Origin of the sequence: Pseudomonas sp. UBA6699 (genome assembly GCF_002454615.1) — a bacterium.
GTDB classification, from domain to species: Bacteria; Pseudomonadota; Gammaproteobacteria; order Pseudomonadales; family Pseudomonadaceae; genus Aquipseudomonas; species Aquipseudomonas juntendi.
Window position 1 is genome coordinate 13,671 of the sequence record NZ_DKJF01000094.1, and the last position, 19,040, is coordinate 32,710.

Sequence of the window (19,040 nt, forward strand, 5' to 3'; positions counted from 1 at the left end):
ATTGTCACTGGTAGGCCCTGCCAATCACTCTAGACTCGAATGAGGCTCCACGCCGTGCATCTTGTCCAGACGTATCAACCCCGGAGCACTGCCATGAACCGCACAGCGCAGTTTCGCAGTTTTGCCGAGTTCTACCCGTATTACCTGGGTGAGCACAGCAACCCCACCTGCCGCCGCCTGCATTTTGTCGGCACCAGCCTGGTGATCGCCCTGCTGGCCTATACCATCGGCAGCGGCAAATGGCTGTTGCTGCTGGCCGTGCCGCTGTTCGGCTACGGCTTTGCCTGGGTGGGGCATTTCTTTTTCGAAAAGAACCGGCCGGCGACATTCACCTACCCGTTCTACAGCCTTGCCGGTGACTTCGTGATGTTCCGCGACATTCTGCTCGGCAAGCTCAGGCTGTAAGCAGCGCGCCTGCGCGCGCGGCCACCCGGTCCTCGCCATGCACGGCTTCAGGCACAATGGCCGCTTGCCTTGCGAGGATGCCCCCTGTCATGAACCACCGCACCGCCCTCGGCGCCCTGCATATCGGCGCGCTGTTCTTTGGCCTGACCGGCGTATTCGGCAAGCTGGCAGCCAGCGCCAGCCCGGTGATCATCGTGTTCGGCCGCGCCGCTTTCGCCGTGCTCGCCCTGGCGCTGTTCGCCAGTGTCACCGGCCCTGGCTGGCAACGCCTGAACGGTCAGGATGCGCGCCGCCTGTTGCTCGGCGGGGTGCTGCTGGCCGGCCACTGGGTCAGCTTCTTCATCGCCGTCAAGGTCGGCGGCGTGGCCATCGCCACCCTCGGCTTCGCCAGTTTCCCGGCCTTTACCGTGCTGCTCGAGGGGCTGCTGTTCCGCGAGCGCATCCGCCGCAACGAAGCGCTGCTGGTGCTGCTGGTCAGCCTCGGCCTGGTACTGGTCACGCCAGCCTTCGATCTGGCCAGCGAAGCGACCGGCGGCCTGCTGTGGGCCTTGTTCTCGGGCCTGCTGTTCTCACTGCTGTCCCTGACCAACCGCGCAGGCTCTGGTCGCTTGCCTGCGGTGCAGGCAGCACTGTGGCAAAACCTGGTGGTAAGCCTGAGCCTGCTGGCGTTCGCTGCCCCTGGGCTGGGCGCGGTCGCGCCGGTGGACTGGCTGTGGATCGGCCTGCTCGGCATTTTCTGCACCGGCGTGGCGCACAGCCTGTTCGTCGCCAGCCTGGCGGTCATCAAGGCCCGGACTGCCGCCGTGGTGTTCGGCATGGAGCCGGTCTACGGCATTGCCGTAGCCTGGCTGGTGTTTGCCGAGACCCCCACGGTGCGCATGCTGCTGGGCGGCGCACTGGTCATCCTCGCCATCGTGCTGTCCAGCCGCCTGGCCGCCGAGCCAGCGCAGCGGCCGCTGGCCGAGGGCGGGTGACTCAGCGGTCGTTGTGGCCCAGGCCGCGCTGGGGGTCGATCTGGTCACGCACCCGCTGCTTCAGCACCTTGGCCTCGGGGAAGCCGCCGTCGGCCTTGCGCTCCCAAATCTGCACGCCGTTGCAGGTAATGCGGAAAATACCGCCGGTACCTGGTTCCAGCGCCACCCGGCCGAGGTCGTCGGCAAACGTGCTGAGCAACTCCTGGGCCAGCCACGCGGCCCGCAGCAGCCACTGGCACTGGGTGCAATAATTGATGACGATTTCCGGCTTGTGGTCGGCCATGTTGAGATAACTCCAGCTGAGGGGCGGCTTATACTAGCGGTCTTTGACCCACGGTTTGAGACCCACGATGCGCCGTTTGCTGTTCTGCTTGCTGTTCACCCTCACCTCGCTTACAGCAACCGCCGCCGAACCGGCACGGCCCAAGGTCGGCCTGGTGCTGTCGGGCGGCGCGGCCCGTGGCCTGGCGCACATCGGCGTGCTCAAGGCGCTGGAGGAACAGGGTGTACGCATCGACGCCATTGCTGGCACCAGCATGGGGGCTGTAGTCGGCGGGCTGTACGCCTCGGGCTACAGTGTCGAAGAGCTGGAACACCTCGCCACCACCCTCGACTGGCAGCAGGCGCTGTCTGACAGCCCACCCCGCGAGGACGTGCCATTCCGGCGCAAGCAGGATGACCGCGATTTTCTGGTCAAGCAAAAGCTCAGCTTTCGTGACGACGGCAGCCTGGGCCTGCCGCTGGGGGTGATTCAAGGCCAGAACCTGTCGTTGCTGCTGGAAAGCAAGTTGGCCCACACCGCCGACACGCGCGACTTCGACAAGCTGCCCATCCCCTTCCGCGCCGTGGCCACCGACATCGCCAGTGGCGAAAAAGTGGTATTCCGCCGCGGCCACCTGCCGCAGGTGATCCGCACCAGCATGTCGATCCCGGCCGTGTTCGCCCCGGTCGAACTGGACGGCCGCCTGCTGGTGGACGGCGGCATGGTCGACAATATTCCGCTCGATGTGGCACGCGATATGGGGGTGGACCTGGCCATCGTGGTGGATATCGGTACGCCGCTGCGCGACCGCAAGCAGTTGCTGACCGTGGTCGATGTGCTGAACCAGTCCATCACGCTGACAACCCGGCGCAACTCGGAAGAGCAACTGGCCAGCCTGCACCGCGACGATATCCTCATCCAACCGCCGCTGGCAGCCTACGGCGTGACCGACTTCGGCCGCGCGCGGGACATGATCGACGCCGGCTACCGCGCTACCCGCCTGCTCGACGCGCGCCTGGCCGCGCTGCGCCACCCAGCCGCCGTCAGCAGCCTGGCCGCGGCCCGGTCACCGCGCCAACGCACGCCCATCATCACTGCCATCAAAATCGAGAACGACGCCAAGGTCAGTGACGATGTGATCCGCTCGTACATTCGCCAGCCCATCAATGCCCCGCTGGAGCTTGGCCGCCTGGAGACCGACATGGGCACGCTGTACGGCCTGGACTACTTCGACCGGGTGCAGTACCGCGTGGTGCACAAGGGCGATGAAAACACCCTGGTGATCAACGCCCGCGGCCGCCGCGGCGGCACCGACTACTTGCGCCTGGGCCTGAACCTGTCGGACGACCTGCGCGGCGACAGCGCCTTCAACCTGGGGGCCAGCTACCGGGTCAACGGCATCAACAGCCTGGGTGCCGAGTGGCTGACCCGCGGCCAGATCGGCGACCAGCAAGCGCTGTACAGCGAGTTCTACCAACCGCTGGATGTCGGCTCACGCTACTTCGTCGCCCCCTACCTGGACTTCGGCTCACAGAACATCGAGGCCACCCTCGACAACGACCCGATCGCCGAGTACCGCCTGGAGCGCTATGGCTTTGGCCTGAACGTGGGCCGGCAGATCGGCAACAGCGGCGAAGTGCGCCTGGGGGTTGGCAAGGCCTGGGGCGAGGCCGAGGTGCGCATTGGCGACCAGGACTTGCCCAAGGTCAGTTTCAACGAAGGCTTCTACGAGCTGAAGTACTCGTTCGACACCCTCGACAACGTGTATTTCCCACACCATGGCGAAGACATCGGCCTGACCTTGCGCAAGTACGACAAGTCGCTGGATTCCGACCAGGATTACCGGCAATGGCTGTTCAACCTCGACAAGGCCATCAGCAGCGGCCCGAACACCTTCGTGCTGGGCGGCCGCTACGGGCGCACGCTGGATGCCACCGAAGTAGTGACCTCCAGCTTCGTGCTGGGCGGGGCGCGGGAGCTGTCGGGCTTCCGCCAGGACTCGGTGTCGGGCCAGAACATGAGCCTGATGCGGGTGGTCTACTACCGCCGGCTGACGCCACGGGCTTATGTGCCGCTGGACTTCCCGTTGTACATCGGCGGTTCGCTGGAGCGCGGGCGGGCGTGGAACAACGACAATGCGTTCGACAGTGGCTACATCAATGCGGCGAGTATTTTCCTCGGGCTGGAAACGCCGCTGGGCCCATTGAATTTCACCTATGGCACCAACAGTGCGCATGAGCAGGCGGTGTACCTGAACCTGGGGCATACCTTCTAGGCAGCACGTACAGGGCCCGGGCGTCGGGCCCGCCACGCCGAGCGGGCGGGCCGGCGAAAGGCTGCAGGGCAGCCCCTGCCTCAGGATTTTTCCAGGTTGCCCAGAATCTTGGCATGCACCCGCATGCACACCTGCAGGTCGGCTTCATCCACCCCGCTGAACAGTTCGATGCGCAACTGGTTGGCGATGGTCTCGATCTGTTCGATCAGCGGCTTGGCCGGCGGGCACAACACGATCTTCTTCGCCCGCCGGTCTTCCAGCACCGCCTGGCGCCGTACAAGCCCCTGGGCCTCCAGGCTATCGAGCAGACGCGCCAGGGTCGGGCCTTCGACACCCACACTCTGGGCCAGCTCACGCTGGGTCGGGGCGTCTTGGAAACGGGCCAGGTGCAGCAACACCAACCAGCGCGCCTGCGACAGATTGAGCCCGGCCAGGCGGCGATCCAGTTCGGCACGCCAACCCCGGGACATCTGGGCCAGTTGCATGCCGAAGCGGTGTTGGTTGTCGGTTAGAGGCATAGGTAACTCATCGAGTAGATCTAATTATTAGGCAGCTAACCATGCCCTGCCCCATGAGGCAAGGCTCGGCCAAGGTGACTTGGGCGAAAATCGTCAAAAAACATGACAAAGGTCAGCAGATGGCGCTTGTGCCTGCGAACATGCGCAGGCCTACAGCTCGAACTCGGCTGCCAGTGCCGCGTGTACGCAATACAGCACCCCCTCCGGCACTCGCCCGGTAAACAGCGGGGCGATGGTCGCAACCGGCGGCAGCTCGCCCTCGCCATCGAGGAAGGCGTCCTGCACCTCCATCAGCAGGTCTTCTGGCAAGTCCAGCGCCTGGTCCAGGCTCAGCTCCTGGCGCCCCAGGGCCTCGGCCAGCAAGCTGTACACATTCTTTTCGCTGCAGTTGAGCTGCCCGGCGATTTGCGCTGGGGTCATGCCGGCGCGGGCCAGGCTGACCAGCTCATGACGCAGGTCGAGCACCACCTTCGGCGCCTCGCGGGTGCCGCCGTTGTCGTTCAGTACCTCAAGAAACGCCTGGCCATAGCGTTCCAGCTTGCGCGCGCCTACGCCGCTGACCTGGGCCATGTCGCTGAGGCTGACCGGCTGGCTGCGCAACATTTCCAGCAACGTGGAGTCGGGGAAGATGACGTACGGCGGTACGCTGTGTTCTTCGGCCAGCTTGCGCCGCAAGGTGCGCAATGCCTCCCACAATTCCCGCTCTTCGGCCCGCACCAGTTGGCTGGCCGGGCTGCCGCCACTGGACGACGCGCTTTTGGCAGTGATCTGCGGTTTGAGGTCACGGCGCAGTTGCAAGGTGACCTCGCCACGCAACAGTGGCCGGCAGCTGTCGGACAAGCGCAGGCCGCCGTAGCCCTCCAGGTCGATGTCGACCAGCCCGCGCGCCACCAGCTGGCGGAACAGCGAACGCCACTCGGCTTCGGCCAGGCCTTTGCCCACGCCGAAAACCGACAGCTTTTCATGGCCGAAATTGCGCACCTTTTCGGTGTCCTTGCCCAGCAACACGTCGACCAGGTGGCCCACACCATAGCGCTGGCCGGTGCGAAACACTGCCGACAGGGCTTGGCGCGCCGGCTCGGTAGCATCCCAGGTCTGGACGTTGTCGACGCAGTTGTCACAGTGCCCGCACGGCTGCTCGAGGATTTCATCGAAGTAGGCCAGCAGCGACTGGCGGCGGCAGCGGGTTTCTTCGCACAGCGCCAGCATGGCATCGAGCTTGTGCTGCTCGATGCGTTTGTGGCGTTCGTCCCCTTCGGAGTTCTGCAGCATCTGCTTGAGCATGACCATGTCCTGCAGGCCATAAGCCATCCAGGCATCGGACGGCAGGCCGTCTCGCCCGGCACGGCCGGTTTCCTGGTAGTAGGCCTCAAGCGACTTGGGCAGGTCGAGGTGGGCCACGAAGCGTACGTTGGGTTTGTCGATACCCATGCCGAACGCGATCGTGGCGACCATGATCAGCCCCTCTTCGTTGAGGAAGCGGTGCTGGTTGGCGGCGCGGGTTTCGGCCGCCAGGCCGGCATGGTATGGCAGCGCCGGGAAGCCCTGCTGGCAAAGGAAGGCGGCGGTTTCGTCGACCTTCTTGCGCGACAGGCAATAAACGATGCCGGCGTTGCCACGGCGCTCGGCAAGGAACGCCATCAATTGTTTGCGCGGCGCTTCCTTGGGCACGATGCGGTAGAAGATGTTCGGCCGGTCGAAGCTCGACAGGAAGCGCTCTGCGCCCTGCAAGTGCAGGCGCTGAACGATTTCTTCGCGGGTACGCATGTCGGCGGTGGCGGTAAGGGCAATGCGCGGAACATGCGGGAACAGTTCGGCCAACTGGCCCAGTTGCAGGTATTCGGGGCGGAAGTCATGGCCCCATTGCGAAACGCAGTGGGCTTCGTCGATGGCGAACAGCGAGATATCCAGGTCGCGCAGGAAGTCGAGCATGCGCGGTTGCACCAGGCGTTCGGGTGCCAGGTACAGCATTTTCACTTCGCCACGGCGCAGGCGCCCGGCCAGGTCGCGCTGCTGCTCGGCCGTGAGCGTGGAGTTCAGGGCGGCTGCGGCTACGCCCAGCTCGTCAAGCGTGGCGACCTGGTCGTCCATCAGCGCGATCAGCGGCGAGACCACCACGGTCAGGCCTGGGCGCAGCAGGCCCGGCACCTGGAAACACAACGACTTGCCGCCGCCAGTCGGCATCAGCACCAGGGCATCGCCACCATTGGCCACGCATTCGATGATCGCTGCCTGGCGCCCTCGGAAACTGTCGTAGCCAAAGATGTCCTTGAGAACGCGCTGAGCCTGTTCGAGCATGTGCAACTCCAAATCGCCGTACCACCCTGCACACAGGCTGGACGAAAAACCCGCCCCGCACACGCCAAATGCGTAAGCGGTTTTTGCCAGGCCGCCAGTAAAACCGCGCCTGGATGAAAATCGCGGAGTATACCGCAGCACCGCCCCGCGCAGGGCACCACCGCGATAGACGTTCCTTTGCCCCGCTGCCGCCGCAAGGTGCTAGAATTCGTTATCGTTTATTCCCCAAGGTAGCCCTGTAATGTCCTTCGCCGAGCAACTGACCCGCCTGCAAGCCTTCCTCGACGCCGACGAGCTGCACGAAGAAGCGCTGGACTATGTCGCCGCCCACGGCTACCTCACCGCGCTGTCGATCAACGCCGAAGACGTGCCCGAGCGCGAGTGGATCGACGCCCTGTTCGCCGAAGAGCCGCACTACAGCAGCGAAGCCCAGCGCACCGAAATCGAGGCGACCCTGGTGGCACTCAAGGCCCACATTGCCCGTCAGCTGGCCAGCGACGATGAATTCGAACTGCCCTGCGACCTCGACCTGACTGACGAGCCGGACGATTCCGACCTGCGCGGCTGGTGCATCGGTTTCATGGAAGGCGTGTTCCTGCGCGAAGAGGCCTGGTTCGAGAACGCAGAAGAGGAAGTCAGCGAAATGTTGCTGCCAATCATGGTGGGTTCGGGCCTGTTCGACGAGCAGCCGGAGTTCGCCGACATCGCCAGCAACGCCAACCTGCAGGACGACATGATCGTGCAAATTCCCGAAGCGCTGACGGCACTGTTCCTGCTGCTGCACGCACCTGACGAAAAGCCGGCGCTGCTCAAGCCACGCCACCACTAAGCCAGCTGTGCGCTACCTGCTGCTGGCCATCGGCTGGCTCAGCGTCGCACTGGGGGTGTTGGGGATATTCCTGCCGGTATTGCCTACCACCCCGTTTCTTCTGTTGGCGGCCGCCTGCTTCGCTCGCAGCTCGCCACGCTTTCACCACTGGCTGGTCCACCACCCCAAACTGGGGCCATGGATTCGCGACTACCTCAGTGGTGAAGGCATCCCCCTCAAAGGCAAGGTCTATGCCATTGGCCTGATGTGGGCCAGCATCGGGCTGTCCTGCTACCTGGTGCCGCTGTTCTGGGCACGCGCCTTCATGTTGACCAGCGCCGTGCTGGTAAGCCTTTACATCCTCAAGCAAAAAACCTTGCATAGGCCAAAGTGACAATAATTTGTCGCCAAATATCACTTTCGCCTAACGCGCCCAGTATTTAGCCAAATTCGTTCTGGAACCGCCTGAAGGCCTTGAGAGCATTGGCTTTACCGATATTTGCCACACCACCTGAGGGCTGCAAAAAAAGCCCCTGTTAGACATTTCAGGTATTTATGGTCATTTTGATATGAATAAATCTTCTTATCTATCGCGATGAATGTACTTAGCTGTCATGTTAAAAACCTGCAACACTATACGCGATAAATAATCGTCATTTTTTTGGCGAGCAGCAGGACCAAATTCAAGATCAGGGAGATGTACCATGCGCGTTTTGAACCCCATCACCACCGCATTACTGTTGGCCCTGGCGAGTGCCAACGTGCAGGCGATGTCGATCACCGAAGCCGTCCAAAGCGCCGTGGACTATCACCCACAGGTCAGCTCCAACCGTAACAGCAAGCTGTCGGCCGATGAGGACGTGAAATTCGCGCGTGGTGGCTACTTCCCTACCGTTGACCTGGTCGCCGGCTACGGCCGCCAGCGTTCGGACAACACCACAACCCGTGCCGCGGGTAACCACAACAAAGAAACCCTGAACTACACCCAGTCCGAGCTGCGCCTGCGGCAGATGATCTTCGATGGCTTCAACACCGCGAACGAAGTGGGCCGGACCGAAGCGGTTTCCACCTCGCGTGCCTACTACACCCAGGCGGTTGCGCAGGATGTCGCCCTGCGTGCGATCGAGGTGTACCTGGAGGTACTCAAGCGCCGTGAACTGGTGGCCCTGGCCAGGAACAACCTGCAAGCCCACCTGCGGGTCAACGACCAGATCGGCCTGCGCAACGAGCGTGGCGTTGGCAGCACGGCCGACCTTGACCAGTCCCGCGCCCGCCGCGCCCTGGCAGAAAATAACCTGGACACCGCCGAAGTGGACCTGGCCGACGCCGAGGCCAACTTCTTCAGCGTGATCGGGCGCATGCCAGACGAGCTGGAAAGCCCGCCCACCATCAAGGCCGAGGTGCCTGCCACGCTTGAAGAGGCCCGTGATGGCATGCGCCAGAACAACCCCTACATCAAGTCGGCCCAGGCTGATGTAAATGCGGCCGAGCAGCAGTACGAGGTTGGCAAGTCGACCTTCTACCCACGCTTCGACGCCATTCTGGCCACCGGTGCCAACAACAACACCGGCGGCGAGAAAGGCCACAACAACAACGACTGGCAAGCCGGCGTGGAGATGAACTACAACCTGTTCCGCGGCGGCAGTGACAAGGCTCGCCTGCAATCCGACGCGCACAAGATCAACCAGGCCCTGGACATCCGCAACAACGCCCTGCGCGAGTTGACCGAAAACCTGAGCCTGGCGTGGAACGCCATGAACAACGCCAGCAAGCAGCTGCCGACCGCGCGTGAATACGCCGAAACCACCAAGCGCGTGCGCGCCGCCTACCAGGACCAGTTCGGCCTGGGCCAACGCACCCTGCTGGACGTGCTCGACAGTGAAAACGAACTGTACAACGCCGACCGTCGCTACACTGAAGTGCGCTACACCGAAGAGTACTCGCGCTACCGGGTGCTGGCGACCATGGGTGAATTGCTCAGCAAGCAGCGTATTTCGCTGCCGCCAGAGGCGCTGGCCGCGACCGAAGTCCGTACCGAGGCACGCTTGCCCGAGATGCGTTGATCGGGCTTGAGATTGCTGGGGCCGCTGTGCGGCCCATCGCGACACAAGGCCGCTCCTACAGATCGTGTATGCCAATGGCGGGTGCGATGGCCTGTAGGAGCGGCCTTGTGTCGCGATGGGCTGCGCAGCAGCCCCCTGCCCTCACTCGGTGCCATGGTTACGCTGGAACGTCTCCACGCCCATGGCCCTGATCTGCCCCTCTATCAAGGCCTCGAACGGTGCCAGCAGCGCATCGAAGCAGGCCGGTTGCTCCAGTGCATTCAGCGCCCCCACCACGGCCTCAATGGTCGACAACGCTCCCGCCTCCGGCGCCTTGCGCAAGCGATAGCGTGAAGCGGCCACCTGCCCCAAGGTCACCCTCGGCAACGTCTCCAGCAGCGGATTCAGGTACAGCAGCTTGCGCGCCTTGCGCCAGGTGCCGTCGGGCACGATCAGCAGCAAGGGTTGCTCGTCCACTGGGCCATAGGCAGCCAGGGGCTGCGCTTCAGCGCCCGGGAACAACAGCGCCGGGCGGTACCCAGGGGTTGCCAGCAGCGCTGGCAGGTTGTCGAATACCTCCCCCACCCGCAGCTCGGCATTGCTCAGGCCAAGCGCAGCCAACCGTGCGGTATTCAGGGCGTGGGCGCTTTCACTGGGGTGCTGCAGCAAGATCACACGGGTTCGGCTGCCTAGCGCAGGGATCAGCGAGCAAAGGCAATGATCAAGCGGGCGCTGGCAGCGCTCGCAACGGGGTCTGGGCATGAAGGTCTCCTTGGCGGGGGTATTTTGCCACAGAACCCTGGCCCGGCTGGCGGGCCTTGCCCTATGCCCTGGCCGCAAGGCGACCACGGCAACCTCAACGGTTGAAGCGCTCTGCCAGGCTGTGCAGGTACTCCGCCATGCGCTCGAGGTCCTGGCTGATTTCTGCCCCTTGGCGCGCCTGCCCGGCGCTTTGATCGCACAGTTGGGCTATGCGCACGATCTGCTGGTTGATGTCTTCAGCCACGTGGCTTTGCTGCTCCGATGCCGTGGCCATCTGCTGGCTCATGCCGGTGATGCGGCTCACCGCCTGGGCTATGCCGCTCAACGCCGCCTGCACTGCCTCGACACTGTGCACGCTGTCACGCGAGATCTGCTCGCCACGGCTGGCAGTACTCACTGCGCGCTCTGCCCCGGCCCGCAACGAGGCGATGATCTGGTGGATTTCCTGGGTGGAGGTGCGGGTACGCTGGGCCAATGAGCGTACTTCATCGGCCACCACGGCAAACCCGCGGCCCTGCTCGCCGGCCCGCGCCGCTTCAATGGCGGCGTTGAGCGCCAGCAGGTTGGTTTGTTCGGCGATCGAGGTGATCACATCCACCACGCTGCCGATCGACTGGGTCTGTTCCGCCAGGGCGTTCACCGCCTGGCCAATGTCATTGACTGCATCGCTCATGCTGCCCATGGCCTCCAGGCTCCGTAGCGCCAGCTCGCTGCCCTGCTGCGCCAGCTGGTCGGCATCGCCTGCGGCATGCGCCGTGCTCTGCACGTTATGCGTAACCTCCTGGATGGTCGCCGCCATCTGCGCAATGGCGGTGGCCGATTGATCGGTCTCGCTGCGCTGGCGGTCGAGCATCTGCGCCTGCGCGCCCGACAGGTCGGAAGATTGCGCAGCGCGTGATTTTACCCCGACCCCGGCGTCTACCAGGCGCGTGAGCGCGGTCTGCAGGCGGGCTTCTTCACTGATGATGGCAAGGTCCAGCTGGCCCCGCAGCCCCGGGTTGTCGCTATAGGTGAGCGCCACCAGCGGGCTGGTGAACGCCTTGGGGTGCTCGGCCAGCGTGCGGCGGATGGCCTGGTTCTGACGGTGCTCGACCAGGTACCAAGCTACCAGCAGTACAACCATCAACACCCCTAGCGCGGCATAGGGTGGCAACCACAGGTAGCCCGCCGCCGACACCAGGCCGGCGCCGAGCCATGGCCAGCCCTGGCGCAGGCCATGGCCCAGGCGCGCCGCCCACGATACCGGCCGGCGGCCGGCACGCAGGCGTGCGTACAACGCCTCGGCACGGCGGATCTGCTCACGGGTCGGCACCGAACGCACCGACTCGTAGCCGCTGATGCGGCCCTGTTCGTAGACTGCCGTCACGTAGGCACTGACCCAATAGTAATCGCCGTTTTTTGCCCGGTTCTTGACCACGCCCATCCACGGCTTGCCTTGCTTGATGGTGTCCCACATATGGCCGAACACCGCCGGCGGCATGTCTGGGTGACGCACGAGGTTGTGCGGCTGGCCCACCAGCTCGTCGTAGGTGAACCCGCTGATCGCCACGAAGGCGTCGTTGCAATACGTGATGCGGCTGTTCAAGTCGGTGGTGGAAATCAGCCGTTGTTCACTGGGGAATGTTCTTTCGTGTTCAGTGACTGGCAAATTCATGCGCATCGTCGGGCGATCCTTGCAGGATGAAAAGAAGGGAAATCATCAGCGCAAGTTGATATGTAGCAGAGCGCTATGAGGTTAGCGGCACACGTGTGCAGGAATTTAGCGGCCTGCCGACAGAATGTATGAACATTCTGTTTATCAGCCTACGTTGAGCTGGCTTTTCAGCAGGTCGCGGAAGGTCTGGATCAGCGGTTCGCGGCTGCGCCCACGCCGGATGATCAACGAGAACGGTGCCTGGTAACCGAACGTCGCCGGAGACAACACGCGCAAGTCGCCTTTGTCGACCCAGGCCTGGGCGTAGTGCTCGGGCAGGTAGCCGATGTAGGCGCCCGACAGAATCAGGATCAACTGCGCCTCCATGCTCTCAACCGTCGCCGCGCTGTGCTTGAAACCATGCCGGGCCAGCTCGGCCTGGCTCCAGTAGCCGCGCCCGACCATGCGCTGCTGGGTCACCACCTGCTCGGGAATGCGCCGCTCGCTGTACAACGGGTGGCGGCTGCTGCAGTACAGCCAGTGCTGCTCGCGGTACAGCGGCTGGTACAGCAGGCCACTCATGCGTGAAGAAAACGCGCCAATTGCCAGGTCCAGGCGGTTGTCCTGCACCCCCAACTGCAGCTCGTAAGGGCTGGACACCGACAAGTGCAGGTGCACGGCCGGATGCTCCTGGCTGTAGGCACCAATGGCTTCAGCCAGCGGCAGGGCGCGATCACCCACCGTGGAGTCGATCACCCCCAGGTTGAGAGTGCCGCGCAGTTCGCCCTTCAGGGCCGCCGCGTATTGCTCGAACCCGTCCAGTTCGGCCAACAGGCGCAGGGTTTCCTGGTGAAACAGCTCACCCTTGCTGGTCAGGCTGAAACCGCCCCGGCCACGGTGGCAAAGCACGATACCCAGGGCACCCTCCAGCTGGCTCATGTAGGTGCTGATGGCCGAAGTCGACAGGTTCAGCTCACGCTGGGCGTTGGCGAAACCCTGGTGGCGCACCACGCTGATGAAGATACGCAGCAGTTTCAGGTCGGGCAAAGTCGAGGCCATGGGGCAACGGTTCCACAGGGTGTTTGCGCGCAGTCTAACCGCTGCGCCGGGCTTTAGTTCAGAAATTCCTGAACTAAGTATTTGTCGGTAGCGATTCTTCCATGGCACTACCTTGCGCAGACTGGCCGAAATGTCCCTGCCCGCTGGCGAAACACGAACTGGAAAGCGCGCAGCGGCACAGGTTCGAACAAACAGAACAATCGACCGACTGATGAGGCCCACCGTGGACAAGACTCTTCACCAACCACTGGGCGGCAACGAAATGCCGCGTTTCGGCGGCATCGCCACCATGCTCCGCCTCCCCCACCTGCAAAGCGCCGAAGGCCTGGACGCAGCCTTCATTGGTGTGCCGCTGGACATCGGCACCTCGCTGCGCTCCGGCACGCGCTTCGGCCCCCGGCAAATCCGCGCCGAATCGGTGATGATCCGCCCGTACAACATGGCCACCGGCGCCGCCCCGTTCGACTCCCTGTCGGTCGCCGACATAGGCGATGTGGCCATCAACACCTTCAACCTGCTGGACGCCGTGCGCATCATCGAAGAGGCCTACGACCAGGTCGTCGAGCACAATGTGATTCCCCTGACCCTAGGCGGTGACCACACCATCACCTTGCCGATCCTGCGGGCGCTGCACAAGAAGCACGGCAAGATCGGCCTGGTGCACATCGACGCCCACGCCGACGTCAACGACCACATGTTCGGCGAGAAGATCGCCCACGGCACCACCTTCCGCCGGGCGGTGGAAGAAGGCCTGCTCGACTGCGAGCGCGTGGTGCAGATCGGCCTGCGCGCCCAGGGTTATACCGCCGACGACTTCAACTGGAGCCGCCGCCAGGGCTTCCGCGTGGTTCAGGCCGAAGAGTGCTGGCACAAGTCGCTGGAGCCCTTGATGGCCGAAGTGCGGGAAAAAGTCGGCGGCGGCCCGGTTTACCTGTCGTTCGACATCGACGGCATCGATCCGGCCTGGGCACCCGGTACCGGCACCCCGGAAATCGGCGGCTTGACCACCATCCAGGCAATGGAGATCATTCGCGGCTGCCATGGCCTGGACCTGATCGGTTGTGACCTTGTCGAAGTCTCCCCGCCTTATGACACCACCGGCAATACCTCGTTGCTCGGCGCCAACCTGCTGTTCGAAATGCTCTGCGTACTGCCGGGTGTAGTCCGCCGCTAATGTGGTCGGGCCACCGAGGCCCGCCAACACCAGAAGACCACCGGGCGCCGTGCGAACGCCCGCGTGGCCGATCTCGCCATAATAAAGATAATCGGGAGACCCCCAATGGCCTTGGACATCATAGTTGTAATGCTTTACACCGCAGGCATGCTCGGGCTTGGCTGGTATGGCATGCGACGCGCGAAAACCCATGAAGACTACCTGGTCGCCGGGCGCAACCTGGGCCCGATGTTGTACATGGGCACCATGGCCACAACCGTGCTGGGTGGCGCCTCCACCGTGGGTACCGTGCGCCTGGGGTACGTTCACGGCATTTCCGGCTTCTGGCTGTGCGCCGCGCTGGGCCTGGGCATCATCGCCATCAACTTGTTTCTGGCCAAGCCGCTGCTACGCCTGCGCATCTTCACCGTGACCCAGGTGCTGGAACAGCGCTACAACCCGACCGCACGCCAGGCCAGCGCGGTGATCATGCTGGCGTACGCGCTGATGATCGGCGTGACATCCACCCTGGCCATGGCCACCGTGCTGCAAGTGCTGCTGGACCTGCCCTTCTGGGCCTCGCTGCTGCTGGGCGGGGGTGTGGTGGTGGTGTACTCGACCATTGGCGGCATGTGGTCGCTGACCCTGACCGATATCGTGCAGTTCGTGATCAAGACCGTGGGCCTGATGTTCATCCTGTTGCCGGTGTGCCTGTACAAGGCCGGCGGCTGGGACACCCTGGTGGCCAAGTTGCCGGCGGCCAGCTTCCAGCTGACCACCATCGGCTGGGATACCATCATCACCTACTTCCTGATCTACTTCTTCGGCATCCTGATTGGCCAGGATATCTGGCAGCGGGTGTTCACCGCCCGTGACGAAAAGGTCTGCCAGCGTGCCGGCACCACCGCCGGGGTGTATTGCGTGCTGTATGGCCTGGCCTGTGCCGTGATCGGCATGGCCGCTCATGTATTGATGCCCGACCTGGCCAACCCGAACAATGCCTTCGCCGAAATGATCAAGACCACGCTGCCTGATGGCATCCGCGGCCTGCTGATGGCAGCGGCGCTGGCGGCCATGATGTCGACCGCCAGCGCAGGCCTGCTGGCGGCCTCGACCACCATCACCGAAGACCTGCTGCCCAAGCTGCGTGGCGGCAAGCCGTCCAGCCTGGGTATCAGCCGCCTGTTCACTTTGCTGACCGGTTTGGTGGTACTGGGTATCGCATTGATGGTGAACGACGTGATCAGCGCCCTGACCCTGGCTTACAACCTGCTGGTGGGCGGCATGCTGATTCCGCTGATTGGCGCCATTTTCTGGAAACGCGCCACCACCGCCGGCGCCATCGCCAGCATGTCGCTTGGCTTTGCGACTGCCCTGTTGTTCATGTTCAAGGACGGGCTGGAGGCGAATACGCCGATCTACTACAGCCTCGCGATTGGCCTGGTGAGCTTTGTGGTGGTGAGCCTGCTGTCGCGTAAACCCGTGGCAGCGGTCAAGCTGGCCTGACCTTCGGCCTGTACTGGCCCTATCGCTGGCGAGCCTCCAGGGCCAGCGATGGGCCCAGAGCAGGCAAGCCAATTGCCCAGACACAAAAAGGCCGCAGCCCCCACCCAGGTGCTGCGGCCTTTGCTTGTATCAGCGACGACGCGGTTGGCGCTTGCGCTGCTCTTCATCAGTCGGGATCGGCACCGGCTGCAAGGGTGGTGGAATCAGCCCCAAGGCGACCGCCAGGTCGTGGAGCCAGTTGGACAGTGGTTTATTCATAATGCCCCCTTGACGGGTCAGCCTCACGGCGAATCAATCCTGCAATGTTTCATACAGATCATAGCCCGATGTCCTGTATTACGCATGCCTCTGCTCTTACAGATAGGGGCCATTCTGACGCGGATCAAGCCATAGCGGCGCATTCCGACGACTGGTTAATCGTTTCGCTTTGTTGCAAGCGTTCCACTACCCCACCCACTTGCGCAGTTGCTGCTTAACCCAAGGTTCGGCACTTACCAGAATCACCCCCAGCAGCACCATCACCGCACCGCCCACAAAATGCGCGGTCAGCGGCTCGTCCAGCAGCAAGACCCCAAAGGTTACGCCGAACAGAGGGGTGATGAAGGAAAACACCGCCAGGTTCGATGCCAGGTATTTGCGCAGTAGCCAGAACCAGGTCAGGTAGCTGACGAACGACACTACAACCCCCTGGAACAGCACGCTACCCATGGCCAAAGGCGTGAGCGACACCTCGCCGATCTGCCCGCTGAGCAGGGCAATCAGCAACAACCCGGCAAACCCCACCGCCAGTTGATAGAACAAGGTCAGGGTCGCCGGCGCTTCCGACAGGCGTGAGCAGCGCACCACCACCGTGGTGGCGCCCCAGGCCAGCCCGGCGATCACGCCAAACGAATCGCCCAGCAAGGTGCGGCTATCCATGTGCTCGAACGACATGCCTCCGGCAAAGGCCGTGGCAATGCCGCCGAAGGCCAGCAGGATGCCAAGCCATTGCAACAGGCGCAGGCGTTCACTGGCCAGGCGCAGGTGCAACCCCAACGCGGTGAAGACTGGCGCCGTATAAAGAAACACCGACATGTGCGCCGCCGAGGTCAGTTTCAGGCCCTCGGCAATGAACAGGAACTCGATACCGAACAAAGCACCCGCGACCAAACCCGGGCGCCAGGTGCTACCGACCTGCTCCCAGGTGCCACGCCAGCACAGCATCAGGCCCACCAACACCGCGGCGATACCGTTACGCAATGCCGCCTGCATCACCGGGGCGATGTCCACGGCGGCGGTCTTGATCAGCACCTGCTGGCAGCCCCAGATCAGGCACAGGCCCAACATAACCTGGAAGGCAAAGGCGTCTGGGTTCTTGCGGGCCGCATTCATGGGCGGGCCTTTAAGGTGAACGTAGGCATGGGCAGCAACTCGGCAGCGTTCAGAAGCTACCGATTATCGGGTTTTCATGACCACCCATGCCAGCCTCAAAACGACCTCAAGCGATTTGCGCTTTTGCCGACACCTGTTCGAAGGTGGTCTCGTCCAGCGCATCTACCTGCTCGTCCAACACCTGGCGCGGGTGCTCGAAGCCAGGGATGCTGCTGTCGATCAGGCTCATCAGCCGCGAGCCGCGCTCGGTCAGCACGAAGTTCTCGCCGTTGCCACCGTCTTCCTCAGGCCGGCTTTCGATATAGCCACGCTCGAACAACAGCTTTTCATATTCACAGGCACGGGTTTTCAAGTGATCCAGGTCACACACCGGCTCACCTTTGGCGGCCAGCGCGGCAGCGTGCTGCTCGGCGTAGGGGCGTGGCGTGAAGCTGTGACCGGCGCCGTTCTGCACCTCGTGCAGCAAGCGTTCGATCAGGTCCCAGTCGTAGGTGGTGCTCATGGCTACGGGCTCCTGCTGTGGACGAAAGGGTTACACAGGTTGGGACTCGGGGCTGAGACGCGGTGTTCCGAGAAAAATGAGAATGGATGCAAATGGCAGTTGCGAAGCGAGCCATTGCGCAATACGCAGAAACCATTTGCTGGCGAGTCGTCTGTAGTTTATAAACTACATTCATTCGATGAAAGAAATCGAATCCAGCAGTTTCAGACATTGGGTGAGCGGGCTCCGGGATGTTAGCGCCAGAACGCGAATCAGTGCTCGGATCAACCGATTGATGGAGGGCCTGCCTGGCGATGTATCACCGGTTGGCCACGGCGTCAGTGAACTCAGGGTCCACTATGGGCCCGGCTACCGCGTATATTTCCACCAGGCGGGCAGACGTTCGTCATTCTTTTGTGCGGCGGCGATAAAAGCAGCCAACAACGGGACATCAAAGCAGCCCACCATATTCTGCGTTCGTGGAGGATGCAAAATGACACAAACCTTCTCTGAATTCGATCCCGCCGAATACCTCACCACTCCTGAAGCAATCGCCGTGTTCATGACTGACGCCCTGGAGACCGGGGATGCCAGCTATGTCGCCAAAGCTGTCGGCGTAGTAGCGCGTGCCAAAGGCATGAGCGAGCTGGCAAAAGACACAGGGCTATCTCGTGAACAGCTTTACCGGTCGTTCAGCGAGCATGGCAACCCAACCCTCAAATCGTTCCTGACCGTGATGAAAGCATTGGGTATACACATGACAGCGCGTCCTCACATCGCAGGCTGACCCACTGCCTCTCCAGTGATCTGGGTAGTACCCGACCTCGATACATTTGTCAGAAGAGGCGCAGCACCGTTGGTGGCGGCATTTCAGAAACAGAATGCTTCCATCATGAAAGACCCACTGATCGTGAGCACTGAACTTCCCAGCCCCCACAAGCTTCCACCGTGCATAACCATTGCTGGAGGGAGGAAGGATGAAACAGCTGCTATCCATTATGGGCTGCGCCACCGCTTTGCTGTGCGCCAGCCCCGCCTGGGCCTGCACACCGGAAGAAGCGACGCAGAAACGTGAAGAGCTGGCCGGGCTGGTCACCCAAGTGACCGAGCAGAACCCGCAAAAGGCGAAGGAAATCAATGAAGAGCTGCAGGGGATGGACCTGAGGACGGCGAGCCAAGACTTGCCCGACAAGTGTCAGCTGATTGACCAGCGGATCAAGGAGTTGAAGGTAGCGCAGCAGAAGGCTGAGTGATGGGGTGTTTCCAATGGCCCTATCGTTGGCAAGGGTAGCCGCTACATCTTCAGTGCCTGTGAGAACGAGCGCCGCCCGCGCGGCGCATCGCGAGCTGCGCTCGCTCCTACGTTTGTTTCTGGCCAGTAACCCCTGTGCCAGGTGCGCGCGACCGCCTGGTTCATACGGCGCGACATTGAGGCATGCGCCAAAAGGTTCGCGCGCAAATCCCACAGGCATAATTGGCCCGAAACAAACGTA

Annotated in this window: 20 protein-coding genes and 1 pseudogene; 11 read left to right on the forward strand and 10 right to left on the reverse strand. The window is 62.8% G+C overall.

Annotated elements, in window-relative coordinates; genetic code table 11:
* Positions 1–93: 93 nt before the first annotated feature.
* Both B3361_RS17815 and B3361_RS17820 read left to right on the forward strand, forming a co-directional pair.
* On the forward strand, positions 94–405 hold the full coding sequence (locus B3361_RS17815) for a DUF962 domain-containing protein (RefSeq protein ID WP_009683661.1): 312 nt from the start codon (positions 94–96) through the stop codon (positions 403–405).
* An 89-nt stretch (positions 406–494) separates the two neighbouring features.
* The gene (locus tag B3361_RS17820; RefSeq protein ID WP_054905571.1) at positions 495–1,379 is read left to right on the forward strand and encodes a DMT family transporter; all 885 of its coding nucleotides are present in this window, start codon (positions 495–497) and stop codon (positions 1,377–1,379) included.
* A 1-nt stretch (position 1,380) separates the two neighbouring features.
* On the opposite strand, the gene B3361_RS17825 is transcribed toward B3361_RS17820, so the two are convergent.
* Complete coding sequence (locus B3361_RS17825) at positions 1,381–1,662, reverse strand: SelT/SelW/SelH family protein (RefSeq protein ID WP_054905572.1); 282 nt, start codon at positions 1,660–1,662, stop codon at positions 1,381–1,383.
* Between the two features lie 67 nt (positions 1,663–1,729).
* Here B3361_RS17825 and B3361_RS17830 point away from each other — a divergent pair, with 67 nt between their 5' ends.
* The gene (locus tag B3361_RS17830; RefSeq protein WP_286920297.1) at positions 1,730–3,916 is read left to right on the forward strand and encodes a patatin-like phospholipase family protein; all 2,187 of its coding nucleotides are present in this window, start codon (positions 1,730–1,732) and stop codon (positions 3,914–3,916) included.
* Between the two features lie 80 nt (positions 3,917–3,996).
* On the opposite strand, the gene B3361_RS17835 is transcribed toward B3361_RS17830, so the two are convergent.
* Together B3361_RS17835 and recQ are read right to left on the reverse strand one after the other, a co-directional pair.
* On the reverse strand, positions 3,997–4,434 hold the full coding sequence (locus tag B3361_RS17835; RefSeq protein WP_009683666.1) for a MarR family transcriptional regulator: 438 nt from the start codon (positions 4,432–4,434) through the stop codon (positions 3,997–3,999).
* Between the two features lie 150 nt (positions 4,435–4,584).
* A complete protein-coding gene (gene recQ, locus B3361_RS17840; protein WP_054905574.1) occupies positions 4,585–6,732 on the reverse strand; it encodes a DNA helicase RecQ in 2,148 nt (715 codons plus the stop codon).
* Positions 6,733–6,973: 241 nt separating this feature from the next.
* Between recQ and B3361_RS17845 the strand changes: the two genes are divergently transcribed.
* The 3 genes from B3361_RS17845 to B3361_RS17855 all read left to right on the forward strand — a co-directional run bounded on the left by B3361_RS17845 (position 6,974) and on the right by B3361_RS17855 (position 9,603).
* A complete protein-coding gene (locus tag B3361_RS17845; protein WP_009683669.1) occupies positions 6,974–7,561 on the forward strand; it encodes a YecA family protein in 588 nt (195 codons plus the stop codon).
* A gap of 7 nt (positions 7,562–7,568) precedes the next feature.
* The gene (locus B3361_RS17850; RefSeq protein WP_009683670.1) at positions 7,569–7,934 is read left to right on the forward strand and encodes a YbaN family protein; all 366 of its coding nucleotides are present in this window, start codon (positions 7,569–7,571) and stop codon (positions 7,932–7,934) included.
* A 310-nt stretch (positions 7,935–8,244) separates the two neighbouring features.
* Complete coding sequence (locus B3361_RS17855) at positions 8,245–9,603, forward strand: TolC family outer membrane protein (protein WP_009683671.1); 1,359 nt, start codon at positions 8,245–8,247, stop codon at positions 9,601–9,603.
* A 141-nt stretch (positions 9,604–9,744) separates the two neighbouring features.
* Here the strand turns inward: B3361_RS17855 and B3361_RS17860 are convergent, their stop codons facing one another.
* From B3361_RS17860 to B3361_RS17870, 3 genes are all read right to left on the reverse strand, one after another.
* Positions 9,745–10,344 carry a tRNA-uridine aminocarboxypropyltransferase gene (locus B3361_RS17860; RefSeq protein ID WP_054905575.1) on the reverse strand — a complete coding sequence of 200 codons (600 nt, stop codon included), beginning with the start codon at positions 10,342–10,344 and terminating at the stop codon, positions 9,745–9,747.
* 94 nt (positions 10,345–10,438) lie between these two features.
* Positions 10,439–12,004 carry a methyl-accepting chemotaxis protein gene (locus B3361_RS17865; protein ID WP_054905576.1) on the reverse strand — a complete coding sequence of 522 codons (1,566 nt, stop codon included), beginning with the start codon at positions 12,002–12,004 and terminating at the stop codon, positions 10,439–10,441.
* A 138-nt stretch (positions 12,005–12,142) separates the two neighbouring features.
* Positions 12,143–13,036, reverse strand: a complete 894-nt coding sequence (locus B3361_RS17870; RefSeq protein WP_054881883.1) for a LysR family transcriptional regulator — start codon at positions 13,034–13,036, stop codon at positions 12,143–12,145.
* Positions 13,037–13,259: 223 nt separating this feature from the next.
* On the opposite strand from B3361_RS17870, the gene speB reads away from it, so the two are divergent.
* Positions 13,260–14,210 carry an agmatinase gene (gene speB / locus B3361_RS17875; RefSeq protein WP_009683675.1) on the forward strand — a complete coding sequence of 317 codons (951 nt, stop codon included), beginning with the start codon at positions 13,260–13,262 and terminating at the stop codon, positions 14,208–14,210.
* A 105-nt stretch (positions 14,211–14,315) separates the two neighbouring features.
* A complete protein-coding gene (locus B3361_RS17880; protein WP_054881881.1) occupies positions 14,316–15,695 on the forward strand; it encodes a sodium:solute symporter in 1,380 nt (459 codons plus the stop codon).
* Between the two features lie 129 nt (positions 15,696–15,824).
* Here the strand turns inward: B3361_RS17880 and B3361_RS17885 are convergent, their stop codons facing one another.
* The 3 genes from B3361_RS17885 to B3361_RS17895 all read right to left on the reverse strand — a co-directional run bounded on the left by B3361_RS17885 (position 15,825) and on the right by B3361_RS17895 (position 17,568).
* Positions 15,825–15,953, reverse strand: coding sequence for a PA1414 family protein (locus B3361_RS17885; protein ID WP_009683677.1), 129 nt, complete (start codon positions 15,951–15,953; stop codon positions 15,825–15,827).
* 186 nt (positions 15,954–16,139) lie between these two features.
* Positions 16,140–17,066 (reverse strand): DMT family transporter, encoded by a 927-nt coding sequence (locus B3361_RS17890; protein WP_286920298.1) that lies wholly within the window; start codon positions 17,064–17,066, stop codon positions 16,140–16,142.
* 106 nt (positions 17,067–17,172) lie between these two features.
* Positions 17,173–17,568, reverse strand: coding sequence for a hypothetical protein (locus B3361_RS17895; protein WP_054905578.1), 396 nt, complete (start codon positions 17,566–17,568; stop codon positions 17,173–17,175).
* 178 nt (positions 17,569–17,746) lie between these two features.
* Here B3361_RS17895 and B3361_RS17900 point away from each other — a divergent pair.
* From B3361_RS17900 to B3361_RS17910, 3 genes and pseudogenes are all read left to right on the forward strand, one after another.
* A pseudogene (locus B3361_RS17900) lies at positions 17,747–18,060 on the forward strand (type II toxin-antitoxin system RelE/ParE family toxin).
* Positions 18,041–18,334, forward strand: a complete 294-nt coding sequence (locus tag B3361_RS17905) for an addiction module antidote protein (protein ID WP_009683681.1) — start codon at positions 18,041–18,043, stop codon at positions 18,332–18,334. Before B3361_RS17900 ends, B3361_RS17905 begins: the two are co-directional and overlap by 20 nt.
* Positions 18,335–18,524: 190 nt before the next feature.
* Positions 18,525–18,800 (forward strand): hypothetical protein, encoded by a 276-nt coding sequence (locus B3361_RS17910; RefSeq protein ID WP_054905579.1) that lies wholly within the window; start codon positions 18,525–18,527, stop codon positions 18,798–18,800.
* Between the two features lie 41 nt (positions 18,801–18,841).
* Here the strand turns inward: B3361_RS17910 and B3361_RS17915 are convergent.
* On the reverse strand, positions 18,842–19,040 hold a 199-nt coding region (locus tag B3361_RS17915), incomplete at its 5' end, for a hypothetical protein (protein ID WP_286920299.1).

Bases quoted from the DNA above. Each gene is read 5' to 3' on its own strand.
- B3361_RS17845 (WP_009683669.1), top strand. From the start codon at position 6,974: ATGTCCTTCGCCGAGCAACTGACCCGCCTGCAAGCCTTCCTCGACGCC.
- B3361_RS17910 (WP_054905579.1), top strand. From the start codon at position 18,525: ATGAAACAGCTGCTATCCATTATGGGCTGCGCCACCGCTTTGCTGTGC.
- B3361_RS17820 (WP_054905571.1), top strand. From the start codon at position 495: ATGAACCACCGCACCGCCCTCGGCGCCCTGCATATCGGCGCGCTGTTC.
- B3361_RS17895 (WP_054905578.1), bottom strand. From the start codon at position 17,568: ATGAGCACCACCTACGACTGGGACCTGATCGAACGCTTGCTGCACGAG.
- B3361_RS17860 (WP_054905575.1), bottom strand. From the start codon at position 10,344: ATGCCCAGACCCCGTTGCGAGCGCTGCCAGCGCCCGCTTGATCATTGC.
- B3361_RS17865 (WP_054905576.1), bottom strand. From the start codon at position 12,004: ATGCGCATGAATTTGCCAGTCACTGAACACGAAAGAACATTCCCCAGT.
- B3361_RS17855 (WP_009683671.1), top strand. From the start codon at position 8,245: ATGCGCGTTTTGAACCCCATCACCACCGCATTACTGTTGGCCCTGGCG.
- B3361_RS17825 (WP_054905572.1), bottom strand. From the start codon at position 1,662: ATGGCCGACCACAAGCCGGAAATCGTCATCAATTATTGCACCCAGTGC.
- B3361_RS17880 (WP_054881881.1), top strand. From the start codon at position 14,316: ATGGCCTTGGACATCATAGTTGTAATGCTTTACACCGCAGGCATGCTC.
- B3361_RS17815 (WP_009683661.1), top strand. From the start codon at position 94: ATGAACCGCACAGCGCAGTTTCGCAGTTTTGCCGAGTTCTACCCGTAT.
- recQ (WP_054905574.1), bottom strand. From the start codon at position 6,732: ATGCTCGAACAGGCTCAGCGCGTTCTCAAGGACATCTTTGGCTACGAC.
- B3361_RS17890 (WP_286920298.1), bottom strand. From the start codon at position 17,066: ATGAATGCGGCCCGCAAGAACCCAGACGCCTTTGCCTTCCAGGTTATG.
- B3361_RS17905 (WP_009683681.1), top strand. From the start codon at position 18,041: ATGACACAAACCTTCTCTGAATTCGATCCCGCCGAATACCTCACCACT.
- B3361_RS17885 (WP_009683677.1), bottom strand. From the start codon at position 15,953: ATGAATAAACCACTGTCCAACTGGCTCCACGACCTGGCGGTCGCCTTG.
- B3361_RS17835 (WP_009683666.1), bottom strand. From the start codon at position 4,434: ATGCCTCTAACCGACAACCAACACCGCTTCGGCATGCAACTGGCCCAG.
- B3361_RS17830 (WP_286920297.1), top strand. From the start codon at position 1,730: ATGCGCCGTTTGCTGTTCTGCTTGCTGTTCACCCTCACCTCGCTTACA.
- B3361_RS17870 (WP_054881883.1), bottom strand. From the start codon at position 13,036: ATGGCCTCGACTTTGCCCGACCTGAAACTGCTGCGTATCTTCATCAGC.